This is a genomic window from Methanoculleus nereidis (genome assembly GCF_032944295.1).
GTDB lineage: Archaea > Halobacteriota > Methanomicrobia > Methanomicrobiales > Methanoculleaceae > Methanoculleus > Methanoculleus nereidis.
On the sequence record NZ_JABFFQ010000005.1, the window covers coordinates 60960 to 80278 of the forward strand.

The following is a 19319-nucleotide window of genomic DNA, read 5'->3' on the forward strand; positions in this document are numbered from 1 at the left end:
CGGTCCTACGAGACGAACCGGTATTTGAAGTGGATCTGTAAGATGCGACGGGCCGCAGGGCCGGAACGGTGAACAGCGCGAGGAGCTTCTCCCCGGTTCACTCCAGCACGCAGCCGTCACTCCGGGAGGAGGCGATCCCGGAGCATCGCCCGAACCAGATCGCGGTACCGGTTCACGACTGAAAGGTCGTCCTGGAGCACCCCGTAGACCTCGTCCAGGTCCAGCCGGCAGTAGAGGTGGACCAGAACATTCCGAAAGCCCGCCAGGTCTGAGAGCCGGACCCCGAGGTCTTCCGGGATCAGCCCCTCATCACAGAGGATCATGAAACTCTCCCGGTAGGTTTCGGGCCGCCGGGAGCTCGAGGCTGCGACCAGATGGTTGGCGATATCGATCGATGCCTGGATGCTGACGAGGAGCGCATGCAGCACCATATTCCTCTTATCGCGGTCGGTCCTCAGGTCTTCGAGGGTGATGGACCGGTAGCGTTCCCAGTCTCGAACTGCCTCGTCCAGTTCCCGGAGGTGGGTGAGGACCCCTTCGTCCCTGACCATTCTCAGGCCCTCGTGAGCAGAACCCGGTCGAACCAGTCGAGCGTATCCGCATAGTCGAGGTACCGGGAGAGCACGCCCGCCTCGTACCGGATCCTCCGCTCTCTGTCGCGCAGGAATACGGGTCGGCCGCTCTTGATGACCTCGTACTGGAAAGAGACCGGGGCGGTGTTGAGGATCTTCACGTCAGCCTCAAAACGGTAACAAAACCCTCGTTCAAGCTCCCGCTCGATCTTCCGCGCGAACCGCATCGCCTGGTAGGGAGCGGGCTCGCCGGTGACGAGGATTGCCACGTCCACGTCGCCGAAATCCCCCCTGCAAAACGTTCCGAAGACATACCCCACCTCGATCTCGTCAAATCCGGCGAGGACCGTGCGGATGGTGCGGAGAACCTCCTCTTTCTCTTCCGCATCCAGCAGGTGGCGTTGTCTCATAGTATCGTATCTCTTCCCGCATTGCATATCATTCTTTCCCGCTTACCGGCAGATCCTCTCCTTCCCGTCGCAGGAGAGGGGCGGGCCTACAGGATCAAGCGGGTCACCGTCCCGGTCAGCCAGGGGTCTCGCCCCTGGGACGACCGCACGCATGGCCCGGGGTAGTTGACGCGGGATGGAGAGTTATTCAGACCTGGATGCCTGCCCGGGCAAGCGCATCCTTGATGGAGACGAGCTCCTTTCTGATCTCTGCGAATTCGTCATCAAGATGCTTCCTGGTATCACTCCGGAGCCCGGCAATCTCTTCTTTCGTCTCTTTGCCGATCTGGAGGGTCTGGTCCTGCTTGTCCAGCATCTGGTCCTGCTTGTTCAGCATCTGGTCCTGCTTGTCCAGCATCGTACGCTGTAACTGGAGGCTCTGGTCTAATTTCATATCCATGCTGTGCAGTACATTCCCGGCGTAATCCATCCGCTCGAATGTCTCCTCCTGGATGTCTCCCCGGATGATCTCAAAATCGGCGTACTCTCCCGTTGCCTCTTCCCATTTGACCATGAACGATTTGACGGCAATGGGCCTTCGTATGATATTGATCGCGTTGATGAAGTCCCGGAGATCCTGCTCGCTCCCCTCTGCGACGATCTCGACCTCCCCGTTCTTGAGGTTCTTCACGTACCCCGAGATATTCCGTTCAAACGTCTCGTTATACACATGCTCCCGATAGCTGACCCGCTGGACACGCCCCCGTGCAGTGGCCACAAATCGTTTCATTCAATTTCACTCTGTATAGTGGAGATAAATAGTTTCTCCAGATGGCACGTCACCCTGCGAAACTCTCTTTGGACCCACGCCTGCACCACAAAAGGGGGTGGCAGAAGACAGAATATCAACCTTGAAGACAAACCGGAGATGCAGACAATGACCGAGAACCTCGCAACACTTATCCAGAAACGCGGCCCGATCCGGAAGGTCGGCGTCTTCGGGATGGGCTACGTCGGCATCCCGGCGGCAGCGCTCTTTGCGGACGTGGCCGGAGTCGAGCACGTCTACGGGTTCCAGCGGGATTCCGCCTCTTCCGGCTACAAGATCGCCATGCTCAACCGGGGCGAGTCCCCGCTCAAGGGCGAGGAGCCCGGGCTTCCCGAACTGCTCGGCAAGGTCGTCGGTGCGGGGAAGTTCTCCTGCACATCGGACTTTTCGAAGGTCGCGGAGTGCGACGCGGTGACCCTCGCGATCCAGACGCCGTTCCTCGACAAGAAGGATCTTCTCCCGGACTTCACGCCGCTCGTCGAGGGGCTCCGGAACGTCGGGCGGCATCTCGCGCCCGGGGCGACAAGAACGGGCATACACCACAGTGAACTAACCCGCCCGGAAGGCGCGAGGTAGTTCACAAGAAGTTTTATCGAGGCGACGGGTGAATAATCCCCAATGGAGGCTCACGATATTCGAATCAGGGAGCGGATATTGCAGAAGATGGAGGTGCTCATCGACCGGATCGAGTTTATCGAGCGCCATCTGTCTGATGCTGTAGTGAGCGACCGCATCCTGCGCAAGGCACTCTACAAGGAGTTTCAGGAGGCCATGGAGGCGGTTACGGATATCTGCGCTCGTCCGCCGGATGCTCCACTCCTCCGCACAGGACGATTACACCAATCTTGACTATCTGGTGACCGAAGAGATCATCGATCCGGAGACCGGGAGGGATATGAAATCTGCGAACGGGCTAAGAAACCGTCTGGTTCACGAATACGACGGTGTCAACGACCACATCGCGTATGCCGCGATGCAGCGGCTTATGCCTCGCCGGCGCAGGTTCTCAGAGGAGGTGCTGGTATGGCTGAATGCAGACAGGACCTGATCCTGGACCACTTCCGGGAGATCCTCCCCTCGATCAGGGCCATTCTGCTCTTCGGCTCGCGTGCCATGGGCTACGCGGCCCCTGAATCCGATATCGACCTCTGCCTGATCCTGAACGATGGGGCGGACAGGACTGCGGTGTATGAGAGAATGCTCCTCGCCCCGGAGGGATACGATATCGTCGTATATGACGAGATCCCCTGGTATCTCCGGGGAGGGATACTTGAGCGGCACTGCATCGTATACGCAGAGGACCCCGGCGACCTTGACTTCTGGCTCTATAAACAACGCCGGATCTGGTCAGATATGAAGCCGCGTCAGCAGAAGGCGTCTGCCGGGGACCTCTTAAGACGCATCGGGCACTCCTGACCGGTTCACACGCATCCCGTTATGGGCACCGAAGCAGGCGTGGAAGATGCAATTAATATAGTGCCCGGTAAGACTCTACCAGAGGAAAGGGAATGCGGATTGCGAGTGCTCCCGACGGTACCATCCACATCGATGGAAAGGTTGTAACCGCACTGGACCGTTTCGTGGCCTCGGTGACGGAGATCATCGAGCGGTATACCCGCTACGTGATCGTCAGCGGATACGTTGCAATCCTTTTTGGAAGGGCCAGGGGTACGGAAGATATCGATCTCTTCGTCGACTACATGGACCGCGATACATTCATGTCGTTCTCCGAAGACCTCCTGGAACAAGGGTTCTACTTCCTGAATTCCGACGACATCGGCGAGATCTACTCGATGCTCTGCGACAGGCTCGCCGTGCGGATCGCCAAAGCCGGTAGGATCATCCCGAACATCGAGATGACGTTCAAGAAAGACGATTTCGATCGTTATGCGATGTCCAGAGCGAAGAGGATACAGTTTGACGACATCCGGTTCTTCGTATCGCCCATCGAGCTGCAGATTCCCTATAAACTCTATCTCGGGAGCGACAAGGATATCGAGGATGCGGTCTATCTCTGGATGTTGTTTCGGGAGACGCTGGATGGCGATCTCCTGCGAATGTTCATGGAACGCCTGCAGGTCAGGGGGGAGCCGTATGGAATTGAGGTTTGATCGCGAGAAGAACCGGCAGGAGCGGCTGGCCTTTGTCCGGAGACATGCCCTCCGGGTCAGGGAAGTCCCGAACGAGGTCTGGAGCCGCGAGCAGGCCGACCTGATCGACGCGTTCTTTGAAAACGCCGAAAACTTCGCTCTTTCCCGGTCCGAGTACCTCCGGATGCACCGGGCCCGGCGGGATCGTCCTAAACCGGTGTACGGCGACAGCTGACATACTCCCACGACTAAAGTCGTGGGCTTTCTGCTGCTATGATCGTAAGGGGAAGCCCATCTATGCAGCGGTCATGTCCGGCCGGACCACCGGCGCTTACCGATCGCCTTACGTGCATTGTTGACTACAGAGTAGTATACTTATGTATCAACAATCCTTTGTAGGCCGGGAAAGTGAACTGCAGTTTCTCACCGATCGGTATTGTTGGTTCCGGAATGCCTGATCCTGTATGGAAGGCGGCGCGTGGGAAAGACGACGCTTCTTGCTCGACTCCTGCAGACTGTCCCGGGCTTTTACTTCCTGGCCTCAGAAGAAGGGACGGCGAGGAATGTCCAGGATTTCTCCCACTATGCAGGGGAGTTCCTGAACGATCCGGATTTTGAGCGGAGTAGATATCCCGACTGGGAGACCGTCATAAAGGCGCTGGTCAGGCACCGGAATTTTTCCCCTCCTCCGGGGAAGAAAGTGGTGATTGTCATCGATGAGTTCTCCTACCTCATCGCACGCGACCGGGCCACGCCTTCCGTCTTCCAGAAGGTGTGGGATACGGTGCTCTCCGAGGAGCCGGTGATGCTCGTCATATCGGGTTCATCGGTCAGCACGATGGAGACCGAGGTGCTGGGGTACTCAAGCCCACTCTACGGCAGAAGGACGGGGCAGTGGCAGCTCGCGCCCCTCTCCTATCCCTACCTTCGCCGGTTCCTCCCCTACGATGAGGAGGAACTCGTCATGACATGGTGCGTGATCGGTGGAATTCCTGCCTATCTCCGTCTGTTTCCCCCCTACCGATCGTTCTGGGAGAACGTGGAGGAGCAGATCCTCCGGAAAGGGGCATACCTTTACTCTGAAGCGGAAATCCTGATGCAGTATGAGTTCCGCGAAGCCGGGAACTACATGGCTATTCTGCGCTCTCTCGCCGCGGGGTACACCTCGCTGGGCCCCCTCTGCCAGGAGACCGGGCTTGATAAAGGGCTGGTCTCCAAGTACCTTGCCGTCCTCTCGCGTATGCACCTGATCGATGACGAGGTGCCGGTGACCGCCCATGCCGGCTACCGGCGAAGGCATTACCGGCTGACCGATCCCTACTTCAGGTTCTGGTTCCGGTTCGTGTATCCCCGGAGGGCGGAGACTGAGACGGGGCAGAGCGGGGAGGTGCTCGCCTCCATCAGGGAGGGGTTCGCGCCCTATTGCGGAGAGATGTTCGAACAACTCGCTCTCGACCTCGTTCGCAGGGGGATCCTGTTTGGCTCCTCGTACTCGCGGCTGGGGCGGTGGTGGCAGAAGGAGGCGGAGATCGATCTCGTTGGTCTGAATGAGGTCTCCGGGGATGCCCTCTTCTGTGAATGTAAATGGTCTGCTCTCAACCGCCGCCAGGCCCGCGGCATCCTTACGGCACTCCGGGAGAAGGCCTGTGAGGTGAGATGGCAAAACGAGAGCAGGAACGAACGTTTTGCCCTGGCAGCAAAGAGCATCGAAGGTAAGGAGGATCTGAGAGAGGACGGGTACCAGGTCTTTGATCTGGAAGATATCGCCCGGCTTTCGCGGGAATACCTGGCGCGGATGGGCGGGTGGTGGCGGTGATTGTGCGGGTGCTCGGTGGGGGGTGAGGGAGTTTGAACGGATATTAACGGTCTGTTTGTCCCTTTATCACTGTCAAGTGCTTTCTACCGGCGATGCACTCCTCGCTATGCTGCGCTTCCAGTGCAACTGCTTCCATCCGGATCGATCTCTTTCGTGATAGATATCATTCATGGGGCTGGCTACCTATGGACCAAGAATTTCATTCCCTCAAACTCTTGATGATCTTCTAACTCGACAAATCCTTGATCAAACGTGTGCAGATCCCTGGCAGAGAATTCTTGTGCAGTAAGCGCGTGCTGAATGTCATAGTGCCCGACACCTCTGTATTGATATTTCGGCAGTGTTCTTCTCCTGCCGTCAGGGTAATAGTTATGGATGGAAATGCCCCCCGAGGAGGATACAAATATCGAATACGTCATCTTGAACCATTGGTCTACGGGCTTTTGAGAATCGATCAGTGCAACTCTATGCTCTCGTATAAGCTGGGAGAGAGCTTTAAGAAAAAGATTCGTCTTTTCCTGAATCTTATCCTTGATCTCCTTCTTTTTACTGTCGTCTAGATCCGTATATGGCTCGCTTTCGGTTATCCGCTTCCGGATGACTTCAAGCACTTCCAGCAAAACAAGGTGGGAGACAAGGATTACTTCTTCGTCCTCCTCGATCTGATCGAACAGTTGCTGAACTGTTTGTGCTCTGTTATTCCGTTTCTCCTGGAGAACATGAGAGACCCATATGGAGCTGTCGAAGTACACTCGCTTCGCTTCCATCACTTTCCTCGTACAGATTTGACCAGTTCGGCGGAATCAACTGTTTCGTCTGAATATTCTATCAATAGACCCTTTAAGGCATCAAAAGGATCCTGTCCTCCGGGTCTGTCCGGGGGGGTGGCGATACCTGATATCTCTTCGAGGGCCAATAGATTATTGTCACTGATCTCCCACAGGTTATCGGCAGTCGTCTCTTTGATCAATTTTCTCTCCAGGGCCGATACCCTTGATTGTAGTGCAGAGTTAGACTCTCTAAGCTCTTGAACGATCTGGCGCAACTCTTCTATCTCCCGGCTTAACGCACTCACCGGGAGAGTGGCATTGTCAATAGAACGGTTGATATGCCATGGCCTGAGCTCGGGGGTACTCAGCCACTCCCGTGTTTTTTCAGCAACGATCTCGTTCAGAGGGTATCGAACCGACATATCCCTCGTTTCCCAGGTTTCCCCCGGGGACCGTCCACTCTCGATATCCAAGGGAGGTCCCCTGCGTTCACGCTGATCCTGAGCGTCCCATTTCTTTCCCGGTTGAAGGACCACCATTGTGAACCCCCCTAATAATACTTATCCCCGATGTTCAACCTCGTCTGTCGTTGCACCTTCATCGGCCTGGATCGCATGCATTTAATCTGGAATTTTGTGGCAATAGAACGAAGATCCCGCAGAGCCTGATAGAGAGCATTCTTATCCTCAGTACGATATGAATCAGTGATAATCTTCATTTGCGCGGCCAGTTGCTCATTTATTGATCTGATCTCCTCCGCACCCAGTTCTTCGGCAAAAGGACCTACCTGTGAAAACACTCCTTCCAGTATCTCACTTACCAGGATTCCGTCCTCATAATCCAGCAGTGTTGAGAACAGGGTGAGATTTGAAGAGTAAACAAAAGGACCTTTATAATTCCCCTGCTCAACCATCCGGGTAATCTCTTCGAATCCCTCGTTAAATACGTCAAATACATCCTTCATATATCGTTTTCCCCTCCAGGCATGTTATTTATCGCTGTTTTGAACCTTGACAACAAGAATTGTATTTTGTTAATCCGGTATATATGGATTGGTAAATGTCAACTATTGTATAGGATTAAGGACACAGGGATCACAGGACGAAGGAGCACCGCTTTCACCTCCCCCCTTGCGGAGGGAGCTCTCCCGCTCTGCCCCTTCAACCCCACAACGGTAGATTACCGTGAGAAACCGAGGGTGGAAGCCTCTACATGGTCTACGCTATTTCCCGTGGCTCGCACGCAACGCCCTTGCCCGCAGCTGCTCCCGGCCGCTCGGCTCCGGGATCTCCCGCTCCTCCTCCCGGGCGGTATCGAGCCAGAGGCCGATAGCCACCTTCACTTCAGAGAGAGCCTCCTCTTCCGTCTCGCCGAACGCGGAACAGCCGGCAAGCTCCGGGTCGACGGCGATGAACCCCTCGTCCTCACCGCTGTAGAAGATCTCGATTGCATATTTATGTGGCATCTTCATCCACGAGCAGAGTATAGTGCTCAATAATCTTAAGAAGTTGCCTTACCTGGTACGGTTTTTGCCCTTCACGTTCTGGAAATTGAGGATATCAGGAACCCCGTCCCGCACGTACACGGTATGGCTGCCCTTCCGGCGAAACTCGAAGGTTTCCGCCGCACGGCAGAGGTCTTTGAACCGCACGTTCTTTGGGTTGCACTTCAGATGTTCGTACGTCTCGCGCCGGTTCATGGGGAGCACCCTTTCAAGTTTCACCTCGCTTGATCTTCTCCTCGATCAACCTGTCCTGCATGAGCCCCGGGCTCTCAGGCAGGCCCTTGCCTATCGTCTCCTGTGTATCCACCCCCCTGGGGTGATTGTCGGGCATGTGGGTGAACCCAAAGACCTCACGGTCGCGGAAGAGGGTCTGGTCGCTGCGGAGAAGGCGTGTCATAATGAGTCTGGAGAAGAGGTAGTAGATAACAAGGAGCCGTGCGCGGGTTGAACGTGAAGGGGGGAAGAGTCCCCGCTTCAGTCGAGCGACGTGACGTCGTCGGCCCAGGTTTCGACCGTGGTGCGGATGGCGTCGTCCTGGTAGGACGAGATGCGGACGGTCTTTCTGGTGAAGGTGACGTAGTAGTCATCGCCGGAGGAGTCGTGGCACTTGAGCTGCGCGTAGTAGGTCTCGCGATTGGTGTCGCGGACGGCAGCGGTTGCGCCCATCGCGGTCTTGATCGCTACGTTGGCGAGGACCTCTGCGGCGTTCGCGTTGAACGCGGCGATCGTCGGGGACAGCAGGGAGACGGTCCCGAGGCGTTTGCCGTTGCCGTCGACGAAGTTCACCTTCGCGGTGTAGTGCTCGCGGTTGAGGGTGACCCCATCGATGGTCTGGCCGTCTTTGGTCGTATAGTCGACGCACCCGAAGGGGTTGTCGCTGATGACGGCCTGGACGAGGGTGTTAAACGACTCTACATCGACGATCGGGACGGCGAGGTCCCGGAGCGCCGTTTTGTTGACGGTAGTCTGCACGAAGTCTGCCATGGGTTTTGCTCCTTTGCGGCACAACGCTCTCGGTCGTGCCTGATGCCTGCATGCTCCCGGGAATATGACAGACGATTATAGGGTATACCCGGGAGGGGATTAGTCTGACTTTATCGGGGAGGGCGGATTGGGCCTGGATTCGTGAATATAACCGTTACGGTCAGGCTTTTTGGGTCTGATGACCTATCATTCACCGGGAGGGTTACCAGGATGACCGGGGAAAAGACCACCCGAGAGCTCGTCTACGAGACGAACCGGGACGTGAAGTGGATTTGTAAAATGCTGCAGCGGATGGAGGCGCAGGATGAGGAGTTCGAGAGCCGGCTCCGGGCGCTGGAGGGGTGGCGCGCGGAGAAGGCCGGCGAGGAGAAGAGGGTTTCGACGATCAGCGCCGGCGCCGGCGGGGTCGTGGGCGGGGTGGTGGCGGTGATTGTGAGGGTGCTGGGCGGGGGGTGAAGGGAGGACGGCAGATGTCCTCGCAGACCTGTATCAAACCCGGATGCCCGGGTTCAATTCAGAAAGCCCTAAACCGCTCCCCATCATAGATTCTTCATGCGTTACATCGTCACCGGCGGGGCCGGCTTGGCTCAAACCTTGCAGACACCCTGGCACAAAACCACGACGTCGTCATCATCGACAACCTCGCCACCGGGCAGTAGGTGACGCCCAGCACGATCCCGGCAACCGCGACACCGCCGCTCTGCAGTTCCCATGCCGATTTTCCGCCGGGAATATTAATAACTCTCACTTAACCTCTTGCGTCAAAAAGAAAACCCGTATATGAGCCTACGCGAAAGAAAATTCACATCTGTTTCTGGAGCCAGATATCCATGCACATACCCATCGCCCAACCCTCCCTTGGAAGAGAGGAGAACGAAGCCGTCCTCGCTGTCCTTGCCTCCGGCATGATCGCCCAGGGCCCGGTCACCGCTGCCTTTGAAGATGAGTTCGCCGCCTGCTGCGGTGTTCCCCACGCCGTTGCCGTCTCGAACGGGACCGCCGCTCTCCACGCGGCGCTGCTCGCCGCCGGGGTCGGGCCGGGCGACGAGGTGATCGTCCCGGCCTTCACGTTCTTTGCGACCGCCTCCTCGGTCTCGATGTGCGGTGCCCGCCCCGTCTTTGCCGACGTCGAGCCGGCGACCGCCACGCTCGACCCGGCCGACGTTCTCGCGAAGGTCACCCCGAAGGCGAAAGCCGTGATCGGCGTCCACCTCTATGGGCAGCCCTGCGACGCCGGGGCGATCCGGGATATCTGCGACGATAAGGGTCTCGTCTTCATCGAGGACGCGGCCCAGGCCCACGGGGCGGAGTACCGCGGGAAGCGGGCAGGGGCGCTCGGCGACCTCGCCTGTTTCTCCTTCTACGCGACGAAGAACCTGGCGACCGGGGAGGGCGGGATGGTGACGACTGCATCGGACGAGTACGATGCGCGGTTGCGCCGGATCATCAATCACGGCCAGAGCGAGAAGTACCTTCATACCGAGCTCGGTTACAACTACCGCATGACCGATATCGCCGCCGCGCTCGGCCGGGTGCAGCTTGGAAAACTCGACGGCTTCAACCGCCGCCGGCAGGAGAACGCCGCTTACTATGATACTCATATCACGGCGCCCGGGCTGGTGCTGCCGTCGGTCGCGGCCGGCCGGACCCATGTCTGGCACCAGTACTCCCTCCGGCTCACCGACGCGTTCCCCCTCTCGCGGGACGAGTTCATGGCCTACCTCCGCGAGCACGGGGTCGGCTGCGCCGTCCACTATCCCGTCGCCCTCTCCCGGCAGCCCTTCTACGCCGGGGCCGCGGCCTGCCCGGTCGCGGAGTCGCTCGCGGCCTCGGTCCTCTCGATCCCGGTCCACCCGAACGTCACCGACTCGGCCCGGGCCCACGTCTGCGAGACGATCAACGGGGTGATCTAAATGGATGCAGGCGTCATCGGCACCGGCGTCATGGGCAGGAACCATGTTCGGGTCTACTCCGAGCTGAAAGAGGTCGGGACGACCTACGTCTACGACCTGAATACGAAGGCCGCCGAAGAGGTCGCCGCCGCCACCGGGGCGGAGGTCTGCCGCTCGATGGAGGAACTCCTCCGGAAGGCTGACTGCGTCTCGGCCTGTGTCCCGACCCCCTACCACTTCAAGACGGCGGGAGAGGTCATCGCCGCCGGGGTGCACACCCTCATCGAAAAGCCCCTCTGCCTCACGGTCCGTGAGTGCGAGCAGTTGATCGCCCAGATCCCCGACGGGCTGACGGTCGGCGTCGGCCACATCGAGCGGTTCAACCCGGTCGTCACCGAGGTTGCGCGGGTCGTGCAGGACCCCCTCTATGTCTCCTTCCACCGGCACAACCCGGCCTCGGCACGGGTGAGCGGATCGACGGTCGTCGAGGACCTGATGATCCACGACATCGACGTCGCCTTCAATGTCCTCTTCCCCGGGCGGGAATACACCCTGACGGCGAGCGGGACCGGAGACGTCGCCGCGGCCCTCGCGGCCTTCGGGCGGACGCCGGTCTACCTCTCGGCCTCACGGAAGTCCTCAAAGAAGGTCCGGTCCCTCTACATCGAGGAAGAGGACCGGACGATCGAGGGCGACTTCATGACCCAGGAGGTCTACGTCTACAAAAAGCCTGAGATCTACGGGCAGGAGAACGGGCTCTACCGCCAGGAGAACATCATCGAAAAGCTCCTGGTGAACAAGGTCGAGCCCTTAAAGATCGAACTCTCGACGTTCCTGCGGGCCGCCCGCGACGGCAAACCTTTCACGGTCACGCCGGCGCAGGGGCTCTCAAACGTCCGGGTCTGCGAGGCGATCTCCCGGAGCCTTGCGGCATGAAGGTCCTTTCGGTCGTCGGGGCCCGGCCGCAGTTCGTCAAGTGCGCCCCGGTCTCGCGGGAACTGCGGAAGGTCCATGAGGAGGTCCTCGTCCACACCGGGCAGCACTATGACTACCTCCTCTCGGAGGTCTTCTTCCGCGACCTCGGGATCCCGGCGCCCGACCACCACCTCGAGGTCGGGTCGGGGAGCCACGGGGTCCAGACCGGCCGGATGCTCGCCGCGATCGAGGAGGTGATCGCGAAGGAGGAGCCGGAGATCGTCCTCGTCTACGGGGACACGAACTCGACGCTCGCGGGAGCGCTCGCGGCGGCGAAGATGCACGTGCCGGTGGCGCACGTCGAGGCGGGGCTCCGGAGTTTTGACCGCCGGATGCCCGAGGAGGTGAACCGGGTCCTGACGGATCACTGTTCGGACCTCCTCTTCTGCCCGACGGCGACGGCCGTCGGAAACCTCGCGGCCGAGGGGGTGACCGCGGGCGTCCACCTCACCGGCGACGTGATGGTCGACGCGCTCCGGGAGAACCTTCCTCTCGCCAGGGAGCGGTCCACCGCCCTCGCGGACTTCGGCCTCTCGCCGAAGGGATACTACCTCGCCACGGTCCACCGTGCAGGGAACACCGACGATCCCGCGGCTCTCCGGGCGATCATGGAGGCGTTTTCGCGCCTCGATGGACCGGTGGTCTTCCCGGTCCATCCCCGGACGCAGAAGAAGCTCGCCGGGTACGGGATCGTGCCCGCGGCGAATGTCCGGGTGGTTGAACCGCTCCCTTACTTCGATATGCTCGCCCTTCTCTCCGGCGCCCGTGCGGTCCTGACCGACTCCGGCGGCGTGCAGAAGGAGGCGTACATCCTTGAGGTGCCGTGCGTCACCCTGCGGGAGAACACCGAGTGGGTCGAGACAATCGAGGACGGCTGGAACGTCCTCGTCGGCGCGGATGCCGACCGGATCGTTGCCGAGGCCGAGAGGGCCGGCGGCGCGCGCCGGCAGCATTCAGCCCGGTTCGGCGACGGGCATGCTGCCGCGCGGATCGCCGCGATCATCGCAGAATATGAACCCTGAATACGAAAAAGAGATGCAGACAATAGATGTGCCGGGTATCGAGCACGTCTACGGCTTCCAGCGAAACTCCCCCTTGTCGGGGTAAAGATTCAACCGGGGAAGTCGCCGCTCAAGGGCGAGGGGCTTGCGGAACTGCTCAGGATAGTCGCCGGGTGCGATGCAGTGACCCTCGCCATCCGGACGCCTTTTCTCGATGAGCGAGGATCAGGAAGTCGGGTGCGACCTCACCCCCAGGACAACTGCACGCACGGCCCAGGGTAGTTGACGCGGGATGGAGAGGTATTCAGACCTGGATACCTGCCCGGACGAGCGCCTCCTTGATGGAGACGAGTTCCTTTCTCATCTCTGCAAATTCGTCATCAAGGTGCTTTTTGGTATCACTCCGGAGCCCGAAAATCTCTTCTTTTGTTTCTTTGCCGACCTGAAGGGTTTCTTTGCCGACCTGGAGGGTTTCTTTGCCGACCTGGAGGGTTTCTTTGCCAACCTGAAGGGTTTCTTTGCTGACCTGGAGGGTTTCTTTGCCGACCTGGAGGGTTTCTTTGCCGACCTGGAGGGTTTCTTTGCCGACCTGGAGGGTTTCTTTGCCGACCTGGAGGGTTTCTTTGCCGACCTGGATGGTCTGATCCTGCTTGTCCAGCATCTGGTCGAATTTCATATCCATGCTGTGCAATACATTCCCGGCGTAATCCATCCGCTCGAACGTCTCCTCCTGGATGTCTCCCCGGATGATCTCAAAATCGGCGTACTCCCCTGTTGCTTCTTCCCACCTGACGGTGAACGATTTGACTGCAATGGGCCTTCGTATGATATTGATCTCGTTGATGAAATCCCGGAGATCCTTTTCGCTCCCCTCTGCGACGATCTCGACCTCCCCGGTATCGAGATTCTTCACGTACCCCGAGATATTCCGTTCAAACGTCTCGTTGTACACACGCTCCCGATAGCCGACCCGCTGGACACGCCCCCGTGCAATGGCCACAAATCGTTTCATTCAATTTCACTCTGTATGGCGGACATAAATAGTTTCTCCGGACCTGCACTTCACCCGGCGAAGCTCTCTTTGGACCCTTGCCTGCACCGCAAAAGGGGGTGCAGGAGACAGAATATCAACCCTGAAGACAAACTTAAGATGCATACAATGACCGAGAACCTCGCAACACTCATCAAGAAACGCGGCCCAATCCGGCGGATCGGCGTCATCGGGATGGGCTACGTCGGCATCCCGGCGGCGGCGCTCTTTGCGGACGTCCCGCACTTCGAACACGTCTACGGCTTCCAGCGGGACTCCGCTTCTTCCGGCTACAAGATCAATATGCTCAACCGCGGGGAGTCGCCGCTCAAGGGCGAGGAGCCCGGGCTTGAAGAACTGCTCGGAAAGGTCGTCGGCGCGGGGAAATTCTCCTGCACCGCGGATTTCTCGAAGATCGCGGAGTGCGACGCGGTGACCCTCGCGATCCAGACGCCGTTTAAGGACAAGAAGGACCTCCTGCCGGACTTCACGCCGCTCGTCGAGGGGCTCCGGAACGCCGGGCGGCATCTCACGCCGGGGACGCTCGTCGTCCTCGAGTCGACGATCACCCCCGGCACGACCGCCGGGATGGCCCGCGAGATCCTGGAGGGCGAGTCCGGGCTTGTCGCCGGGAAGGATTTTGCACTGGCGCATGCGCCCGAGCGGGTGATGGTCGGCCGGCTCCTCAAAAACATCCGCGAGCACGACCGGATCGTCGGCGGGATCGACGAGGTCAGCACGAGGCGGGCGGTGGAGCTCTACGCCCCGGTGCTCACGTCCGGAACGGTCATCCCGATGACCGCGACCGCGGCCGAGGTGACGAAGACCGCCGAGAACACCTTCCGCGACCTCCAGATCGCGGCCATCAACCAGCTCGCCCTCTACTGCGAGGCGATGGGGATCAACGTCTACGACGTCCGGGCCGGGGTGGCGTCGCTCGAGGGCGAGGGGATCACCCGGGCGATCCTCTGGCCGGGGGCCGGGGTCGGCGGCCACTGCCTGACGAAGGACACCTACCACCTGGAGCGGGGGGTGCAGGTCCTCGGCGGGGAACTGGACTATCCTCCCGGCCGGGAATCGCTCTACACCCTCGCCCGCGGGATCAACGACTTCATGCCCGAACATATGTTGCATCTCGCGGAGTCGGCGCTCGGCGAGGTAGGGAAGGGTCTCGCGGGCTCGAAGATCGCGCTGCTTGGCTGGGCCTTCATCAACGACTCCGACGACGCGAGGAACACGCCGGCGGAGCCGTTCCGCGATGCGGCCATCGCGGCCTGTGCAGAGGTTGCCGTGCACGATCCCTGGGTGGACCCGGCGACGTCACCGGACGCCCCGCCGGGGTTGTCGCGGGACCTCGAGGGGGTGCTTGCCGGCGCAGATGCGGTGGTGGTCTTTGCCGGGCACAAGGAGTACCGGGGGCTGGTGCCTGCACGGGTGAAGGAGCTCTCGGGGTCCGCGCACCCGGCGGTCGTCGACGGGCGGAACGTCGTGGACCCGGATGCGTGGATCGCGGCGGGCTTTTCCTACCGTGGGATCGGCCGGGGCGACAAGAACCGGCACGCGTTGCGGGGATAATTCCCCTTTTTTTGAATCCAGCTATACAGCTGTTTCCAACTCGGGGCGGAGCAACACGCTTCAATATGCAGGACCCGCAATGCTGAGGACGCACCGCCACAGCCCCTCCTTCTCGATTCGTGGCAAACACCTCATTTGAGCACGAGCGGAGGAGACTATTCTTGCCCCTGAAGCCCCGCCACTCGCACCTGGCGGCGCTCGGACTCCGTTCCCGGAGGAACGTCGGAAATCATACCCTCCAGCCAGCCGCATAACGAACCTTCGCTTATCGAACCCCCGCCCGGCCATTCCACTCCCGGACGAGCCTTGCGTAGCACGCATCGCAGATATTCGTCCGTGCCTCCCGCGAGTGGTAGACCGCCTTCAACTCCTTGCAGACATCGCACCGGCCGAGGTCGACCTTGGTCCGTTCGAACGTCCGGTGGTCAAGAACCCCCGGGAGCGGCTGCGCCTTCGATCGCTTTGCTTTCTTGAGGCAATCATAGCAGAGGTAACTTCCCCCGCCCCGTCTCACCGAAGACGTCGGCCGCTTGCCGCAGACGTGGCAGGGCTCGTCCTTTGCGACCGGGAGGGGGATGTAGTCCGCGGGGTTGATGGTGGCAGCAGTGGCAGCACGTTGGCAGCAACTGCTGCCAATGAGTGCAGTCGCATTCGGGCCTGGAACTGCATTTCCGACAGGATGTACAGGGTTCACCGGTTCATTGGCAGCAGTGCGGAAAACACAGGCACCCCGGTCGTCATCGGAAGTAGCCTCGCCGGTGCTCTCCGTTCTCTCATTCTGCTGTACATATAGGTACAGAGATCGATCTCTATCAGGATCCTGGCCGCCGTTTCCGGAATTCTCCTCGTTCTGCCCGATCTCATGTTGGCAGCAACTGCTGCCATTCTGCTGCAACCTGCTGCCATTGCTGCCAACGTCAGGATCGTCATCCAGCCAGACGGAGGTCCCCCCGCGCCACTGCCGGTAGACCTCGGCGTCGAACGTGAAGTACTGCTCCCGGCGGCGGACCGTGACCCCGTACTCGCTGTCCTCCGTCACGGTGGCGTCGTAGAGGCTGATCGCCGGGCACTTCTCCAGGAGGCCGGAGTAGGGTGTCCCCCGGCTGACGTAGCCGTTGAGGAGCCGCCGGGTCTGGTAGTAGGAGAGGCCGAGGGCGCTCTGGAGGTGCCGGACGGTGAAGACCTCGACTCCCATCCGAGCGACGGTTTCAAGCGCCGCCGCCTCGTTCTTTGTCAGTTTGGTCTCCTGGCCCCCGGCTTCGCCGTTGATGGCGGTATAGAGTTTTGCGGCCGCCGCGAAGTCCTCCTCCCGGGCGATCACCGCCCCGTCGTCGTCCCGGTCGCGCTGGAGGTAAAAGAGCCGGGCCCGGCACTTGATCAGGTCAAAGAGCATGCCGGGGTTCCGGCGGTTCTGGGTTGTGGAGGACTGGATCCGCCGGGCGAATGGGATCCGGACGGGGAGGACCTCGGTTTTGACAGTCTCCCAGATCGCCCGGCAGGTGAGGACGTCGTCTTCGGCCGAGGGTCGACCGACCGCCTCGACCTCCTTCATGTGGTCGAAGACTCGCTTATCTTGCTCGACGGTATCGTCGATCCAGACCGTGAGCATCCGGTTCATCACCTGGTCGTCGCCGAGATCCTCGACCTTTGCGAGCCACCAGACGCACCGCTCGGGGATGGTGCAGACCCGGAGTTTGCGCTCGGTCGTGAGGGTCCTATGCTCGATCGGCTCGCGGAAGTTTGCGGTCGCGGACTTGAGGACTTCCTGGAGGTCTTCGGAGAGCGAGACGTCGTCGAAGAGGAGGACGGTCCCCGGCCGGAGGTCGTCGTCGTAGTAGAGCGCTTTGTTGCTCACAGTGCCTTTGAGTTTGTAGGCGTCAGGGATGAGGTTCTGCATCGTTATGCAGGCATGGGTTTTGCCCTTCCCGGAGTTGCCGGAGACGGCGACGTGCAGGCCGTTCGTGTTCTCGACCGACTGCGAGGCAAGGGACATCACCAGGCACTCGGCGACGGTCCGGTCGCCGACGTGGGCGTTGTTGAAGGTCTCGAGGAGGAACGTGAGCGGGTCGCCGTCGCGGAGGATCTGGATAGCTCGTTCATAGTGTTCGTCGACGGGAGGAGGGGTTGGTGGCTTCTCCTCCACGGTTGTCTTCTCTGGAGTGCGGGTTCGCTTTTGCTCATGCATCCCCCGGAGTTCGGGCCAGCGCTGGGCGCCCCCGCCGCAGGTCTGGTGGTGGCAGCCGGCGAAGATCGCGCCGTTCGCGAACTGGATGGCAAACGCGCCGTCCTTGTGCGCCGAGGAGAAGGGGCACTCCGTGAGGGTGAAGAGGGTCCCGCCCTGCCAGGGCCGTGTGTTCCGGACGGCGATTCCGTGCTCCGCGAGCCAGGCAGCAAGGTCGATGCCGGGGCTCTTCTTTCTCTGCGGAGGCTCCTTCTGGAGGAGGAGCCCGGCGAGGTGCTCCAGGCGCTGTAGGGGGACAACAGCGGCCTTCTCTGGAACGGCGAGGATCTTCGCCCGCCGGTGCGGCCGCTCCGGCGTGTTGTCGCCCTTCCTCGATGTGGTACCGTAGAGTTTCCAGATCCGGGCGGCGTTGTGGTTCGCGGTGTCGACGGTGACGGTCTCATTCGAGAAGAGGGCGTCAAGGGCCACAAGAGCCCCCTTGACAACCTCTGTTGCCGCCTCGTCGTTCGGGAGGTCCACCCGGTAGAGGAGGTGGGCGCCGTTCCCGGAGTCGGCCCGGACGGGATCGGGAAACCCCTGCTCGGCGAGGTATGCCGCGATCCGCTCCGTTGCGGCGAGCGCCGCGTCGTGCTCGGCGTCGGTCGAGGAGACCCCGCTCGGCCGGACCGGGTCGATGTCGACCGGGAACCAGCGCCGGCGGAGGATGTCGGCGTCGGCGGTGGTGGCGTCTTTTCTTCCGAGGCGCATCTTGATCCGGTTCGCCCGGCGGGCGAGGAGGGCCGGGTTGACGGCGTTTAAGGTGACATAGATCCCGGCGACCGCCGGGTCGGCGTCGAGGGCCTCGACCTGCCCTGCGAGCAGGGTGTGGTCATCGAAGTACCCTGAATGGGTGGCGCCGTCGGCGAGCGCCCGGACCTCGACCACGCCGCTGTCGAGGAGTTCCACTGCCCGGTGGATCTCCTCACTCATAGAGATCCGCCTCGACAAGGGGAAAGAGAGGGGCGCTCGCCGCCTCCCCGCGGGCGACGCGTTGGAGGCTGACGAGCGGGACGATCCAGGATCCGGCGCGGAGGTGGATCACCACCGCTCTTCCGGCCGGGTTGACCGCGGCGTGCCCCTCGATCGTCACGGACGAGGTGACGATGCCGCCCGTCCGCCGCACCCGTTCCCGCGTCACCGGCGCCGGGCGGCCGGAAAAGATCAGGCTTCGCACGTCCTCAGGCGCGATCCGGCAGCGCTCCGCCTCGACATGGACGATGAGCCCGCCCGCTGCCGTGCAGGCAAGGGTACCCGCTTCCGGCGTCATGGCCGCCCCCGCTCAACGTTTATTGAATACTGGTGGTTCCGGGTCCTTCTGACGTTGATCTCCCGGACGGCTCTCCCGTGGCGCCGGATCGCGTCCGCCACCGCCCGCGGGACGAGGAAGAGCGGGACCGGCGAGACGTTTATCTCCTCGGGTGAAGAAGTACCAGTGGCGGCCTGGCGGAGCGCGTGGTGGCACTTTGTATCCGGGCTGCCGCCGCTGGTTTTCGGTTCGGTTCCTCCCGGGCTCCGTTTGTCCGGGGTTGTTCCTGGTTGCTGTTGCATTTCTTGTAGCTCCTTGCACCGGGTCTCTCTCCGGCGCATACAGATTCCTCGGGCTTCGATAGTTAAAAGAGTGAGCCAAGTATCCCGGAAAAAACAACAGGTTCTATATATGCCTTATGTTAT

Annotated in this window: 26 protein-coding genes and 1 pseudogene; 12 read left to right on the forward strand and 15 right to left on the reverse strand. The window is 60.6% G+C overall.

The window, feature by feature from the left end; translation table 11 throughout:
* Nucleotides 1–116: 116 nt before the first annotated feature.
* The 3 genes from hepT to HL657_RS07720 all read right to left on the reverse strand — a co-directional run bounded on the left by hepT (nucleotide 117) and on the right by HL657_RS07720 (nucleotide 1751).
* Entirely contained in the window at nucleotides 117–551 is a 435-nt protein-coding gene (gene hepT, locus HL657_RS07710) for a type VII toxin-antitoxin system HepT family RNase toxin (RefSeq protein ID WP_317296247.1), read from the reverse strand.
* 2 nt (nucleotides 552–553) lie between these two features.
* Nucleotides 554–982 (reverse strand): nucleotidyltransferase domain-containing protein, encoded by a 429-nt coding sequence (locus tag HL657_RS07715; protein WP_317296248.1) that lies wholly within the window; start codon nucleotides 980–982, stop codon nucleotides 554–556.
* Nucleotides 983–1169: 187 nt separating this feature from the next.
* Nucleotides 1170–1751, reverse strand: coding sequence for an acylphosphatase (locus tag HL657_RS07720; protein WP_317296249.1), 582 nt, complete (start codon nucleotides 1749–1751; stop codon nucleotides 1170–1172).
* 147 nt (nucleotides 1752–1898) lie between these two features.
* Between HL657_RS07720 and HL657_RS07725 the strand changes: the two are divergent.
* From HL657_RS07725 to HL657_RS07755, 7 genes and pseudogenes are all read left to right on the forward strand, one after another.
* Nucleotides 1899–2309 (forward strand): annotated as a pseudogene (locus HL657_RS07725) (nucleotide sugar dehydrogenase); the annotation flags it as partial.
* Nucleotides 2310–2408: 99 nt separating this feature from the next.
* The gene (locus HL657_RS07730) at nucleotides 2409–2639 is read left to right on the forward strand and encodes a hypothetical protein (RefSeq protein ID WP_317296250.1); all 231 of its coding nucleotides are present in this window, start codon (nucleotides 2409–2411) and stop codon (nucleotides 2637–2639) included.
* Complete coding sequence (locus tag HL657_RS07735; RefSeq protein WP_317296251.1) at nucleotides 2599–2838, forward strand: HepT-like ribonuclease domain-containing protein; 240 nt, start codon at nucleotides 2599–2601, stop codon at nucleotides 2836–2838. Before HL657_RS07730 ends, HL657_RS07735 begins: the two co-directional genes overlap by 41 nt.
* The gene (locus HL657_RS07740; RefSeq protein ID WP_301678389.1) at nucleotides 2814–3206 is read left to right on the forward strand and encodes a nucleotidyltransferase domain-containing protein; all 393 of its coding nucleotides are present in this window, start codon (nucleotides 2814–2816) and stop codon (nucleotides 3204–3206) included. Before HL657_RS07735 ends, HL657_RS07740 begins: the two co-directional genes overlap by 25 nt.
* Before the next feature lie 92 nt (nucleotides 3207–3298).
* A complete protein-coding gene (locus tag HL657_RS07745; protein ID WP_317296252.1) occupies nucleotides 3299–3901 on the forward strand; it encodes a hypothetical protein in 603 nt (200 codons plus the stop codon).
* The gene (locus HL657_RS07750) at nucleotides 3885–4115 is read left to right on the forward strand and encodes a hypothetical protein (protein ID WP_317296253.1); all 231 of its coding nucleotides are present in this window, start codon (nucleotides 3885–3887) and stop codon (nucleotides 4113–4115) included. The genes HL657_RS07745 and HL657_RS07750 overlap by 17 nt, the downstream gene beginning before the upstream one ends.
* Nucleotides 4116–4358: 243 nt before the next feature.
* Entirely contained in the window at nucleotides 4359–5696 is a 1338-nt protein-coding gene (locus HL657_RS07755) for an ATP-binding protein (RefSeq protein ID WP_317296254.1), read from the forward strand.
* 179 nt (nucleotides 5697–5875) lie between these two features.
* Here HL657_RS07755 and HL657_RS07760 read toward each other — a convergent pair whose 3' ends face one another.
* The 7 genes from HL657_RS07760 to HL657_RS07790 all read right to left on the reverse strand — a co-directional run bounded on the left by HL657_RS07760 (nucleotide 5876) and on the right by HL657_RS07790 (nucleotide 8954).
* Nucleotides 5876–6463 carry a PIN domain-containing protein gene (locus tag HL657_RS07760; protein ID WP_317296255.1) on the reverse strand — a complete coding sequence of 196 codons (588 nt, stop codon included), beginning with the start codon at nucleotides 6461–6463 and terminating at the stop codon, nucleotides 5876–5878.
* Nucleotides 6463–7005 carry a hypothetical protein gene (locus HL657_RS07765; RefSeq protein ID WP_317296256.1) on the reverse strand — a complete coding sequence of 181 codons (543 nt, stop codon included), beginning with the start codon at nucleotides 7003–7005 and terminating at the stop codon, nucleotides 6463–6465. The genes HL657_RS07760 and HL657_RS07765 overlap by 1 nt, the downstream gene beginning before the upstream one ends.
* 11 nt (nucleotides 7006–7016) lie before the next feature.
* A complete protein-coding gene (locus HL657_RS07770; protein WP_317296257.1) occupies nucleotides 7017–7430 on the reverse strand; it encodes a hypothetical protein in 414 nt (137 codons plus the stop codon).
* A 258-nt stretch (nucleotides 7431–7688) separates the two neighbouring features.
* Nucleotides 7689–7931, reverse strand: coding sequence for a type II toxin-antitoxin system HicB family antitoxin (locus HL657_RS07775; protein WP_317296258.1), 243 nt, complete (start codon nucleotides 7929–7931; stop codon nucleotides 7689–7691).
* A gap of 48 nt (nucleotides 7932–7979) precedes the next feature.
* On the reverse strand, nucleotides 7980–8189 hold the full coding sequence (locus HL657_RS07780) for a hypothetical protein (RefSeq protein WP_317296259.1): 210 nt from the start codon (nucleotides 8187–8189) through the stop codon (nucleotides 7980–7982).
* Nucleotides 8179–8367, reverse strand: a complete 189-nt coding sequence (locus tag HL657_RS07785; RefSeq protein ID WP_317296260.1) for a hypothetical protein — start codon at nucleotides 8365–8367, stop codon at nucleotides 8179–8181. Before HL657_RS07785 ends, HL657_RS07780 begins: the two co-directional genes overlap by 11 nt.
* A 77-nt stretch (nucleotides 8368–8444) precedes the next feature.
* Nucleotides 8445–8954, reverse strand: coding sequence for a hypothetical protein (locus HL657_RS07790; protein ID WP_317296261.1), 510 nt, complete (start codon nucleotides 8952–8954; stop codon nucleotides 8445–8447).
* Nucleotides 8955–9095: 141 nt separating this feature from the next.
* On the opposite strand from HL657_RS07790, the gene HL657_RS07795 reads away from it, so the two are divergent.
* Nucleotides 9096–9410 carry a hypothetical protein gene (locus tag HL657_RS07795; RefSeq protein WP_317296262.1) on the forward strand — a complete coding sequence of 105 codons (315 nt, stop codon included), beginning with the start codon at nucleotides 9096–9098 and terminating at the stop codon, nucleotides 9408–9410.
* A 109-nt stretch (nucleotides 9411–9519) separates the two neighbouring features.
* On the opposite strand, the gene HL657_RS07800 is transcribed toward HL657_RS07795, so the two are convergent.
* Nucleotides 9520–9702, reverse strand: coding sequence for a hypothetical protein (locus HL657_RS07800; protein ID WP_317296263.1), 183 nt, complete (start codon nucleotides 9700–9702; stop codon nucleotides 9520–9522).
* An 82-nt stretch (nucleotides 9703–9784) separates the two neighbouring features.
* Between HL657_RS07800 and HL657_RS07805 the strand changes: the two genes are divergently transcribed.
* From HL657_RS07805 to wecB, 3 genes are read left to right on the forward strand one after another with little or no spacing between them, the layout of a single operon-like run.
* A complete protein-coding gene (locus HL657_RS07805) occupies nucleotides 9785–10867 on the forward strand; it encodes a DegT/DnrJ/EryC1/StrS family aminotransferase (protein ID WP_317296264.1) in 1083 nt (360 codons plus the stop codon).
* Nucleotides 10868–11782, forward strand: coding sequence for a Gfo/Idh/MocA family oxidoreductase (locus HL657_RS07810; RefSeq protein ID WP_317296265.1), 915 nt, complete (start codon nucleotides 10868–10870; stop codon nucleotides 11780–11782).
* A complete protein-coding gene (wecB, locus tag HL657_RS07815) occupies nucleotides 11779–12843 on the forward strand; it encodes a non-hydrolyzing UDP-N-acetylglucosamine 2-epimerase (protein WP_317296266.1) in 1065 nt (354 codons plus the stop codon). The genes HL657_RS07810 and wecB overlap by 4 nt, the downstream gene beginning before the upstream one ends.
* Nucleotides 12844–13126: 283 nt before the next feature.
* Here wecB and HL657_RS07820 read toward each other — a convergent pair whose 3' ends face one another.
* Nucleotides 13127–13834: an acylphosphatase gene (locus HL657_RS07820; protein ID WP_317296267.1), complete on the reverse strand. Its 708-nt coding sequence runs from the start codon at nucleotides 13832–13834 to the stop codon at nucleotides 13127–13129.
* A 147-nt stretch (nucleotides 13835–13981) separates the two neighbouring features.
* On the opposite strand from HL657_RS07820, the gene HL657_RS07825 reads away from it, so the two are divergent.
* Nucleotides 13982–15427 carry a nucleotide sugar dehydrogenase gene (locus HL657_RS07825; RefSeq protein ID WP_317296268.1) on the forward strand — a complete coding sequence of 482 codons (1446 nt, stop codon included), beginning with the start codon at nucleotides 13982–13984 and terminating at the stop codon, nucleotides 15425–15427.
* A gap of 265 nt (nucleotides 15428–15692) precedes the next feature.
* Here HL657_RS07825 and HL657_RS07830 read toward each other — a convergent pair whose 3' ends face one another.
* From HL657_RS07830 to HL657_RS07840, 3 genes are read right to left on the reverse strand one after another with little or no spacing between them, the layout of a single operon-like run.
* Nucleotides 15693–18578, reverse strand: a complete 2886-nt coding sequence (locus HL657_RS07830) for a hypothetical protein (RefSeq protein WP_317296269.1) — start codon at nucleotides 18576–18578, stop codon at nucleotides 15693–15695.
* Nucleotides 18571–18915, reverse strand: coding sequence for a hypothetical protein (locus HL657_RS07835; RefSeq protein ID WP_317296270.1), 345 nt, complete (start codon nucleotides 18913–18915; stop codon nucleotides 18571–18573). The genes HL657_RS07830 and HL657_RS07835 overlap by 8 nt, the downstream gene beginning before the upstream one ends.
* Entirely contained in the window at nucleotides 18912–19196 is a 285-nt protein-coding gene (locus HL657_RS07840) for a hypothetical protein (RefSeq protein WP_317296271.1), read from the reverse strand. The genes HL657_RS07835 and HL657_RS07840 overlap by 4 nt, the downstream gene beginning before the upstream one ends.
* Nucleotides 19197–19319: the final 123 nt, after the last annotated feature.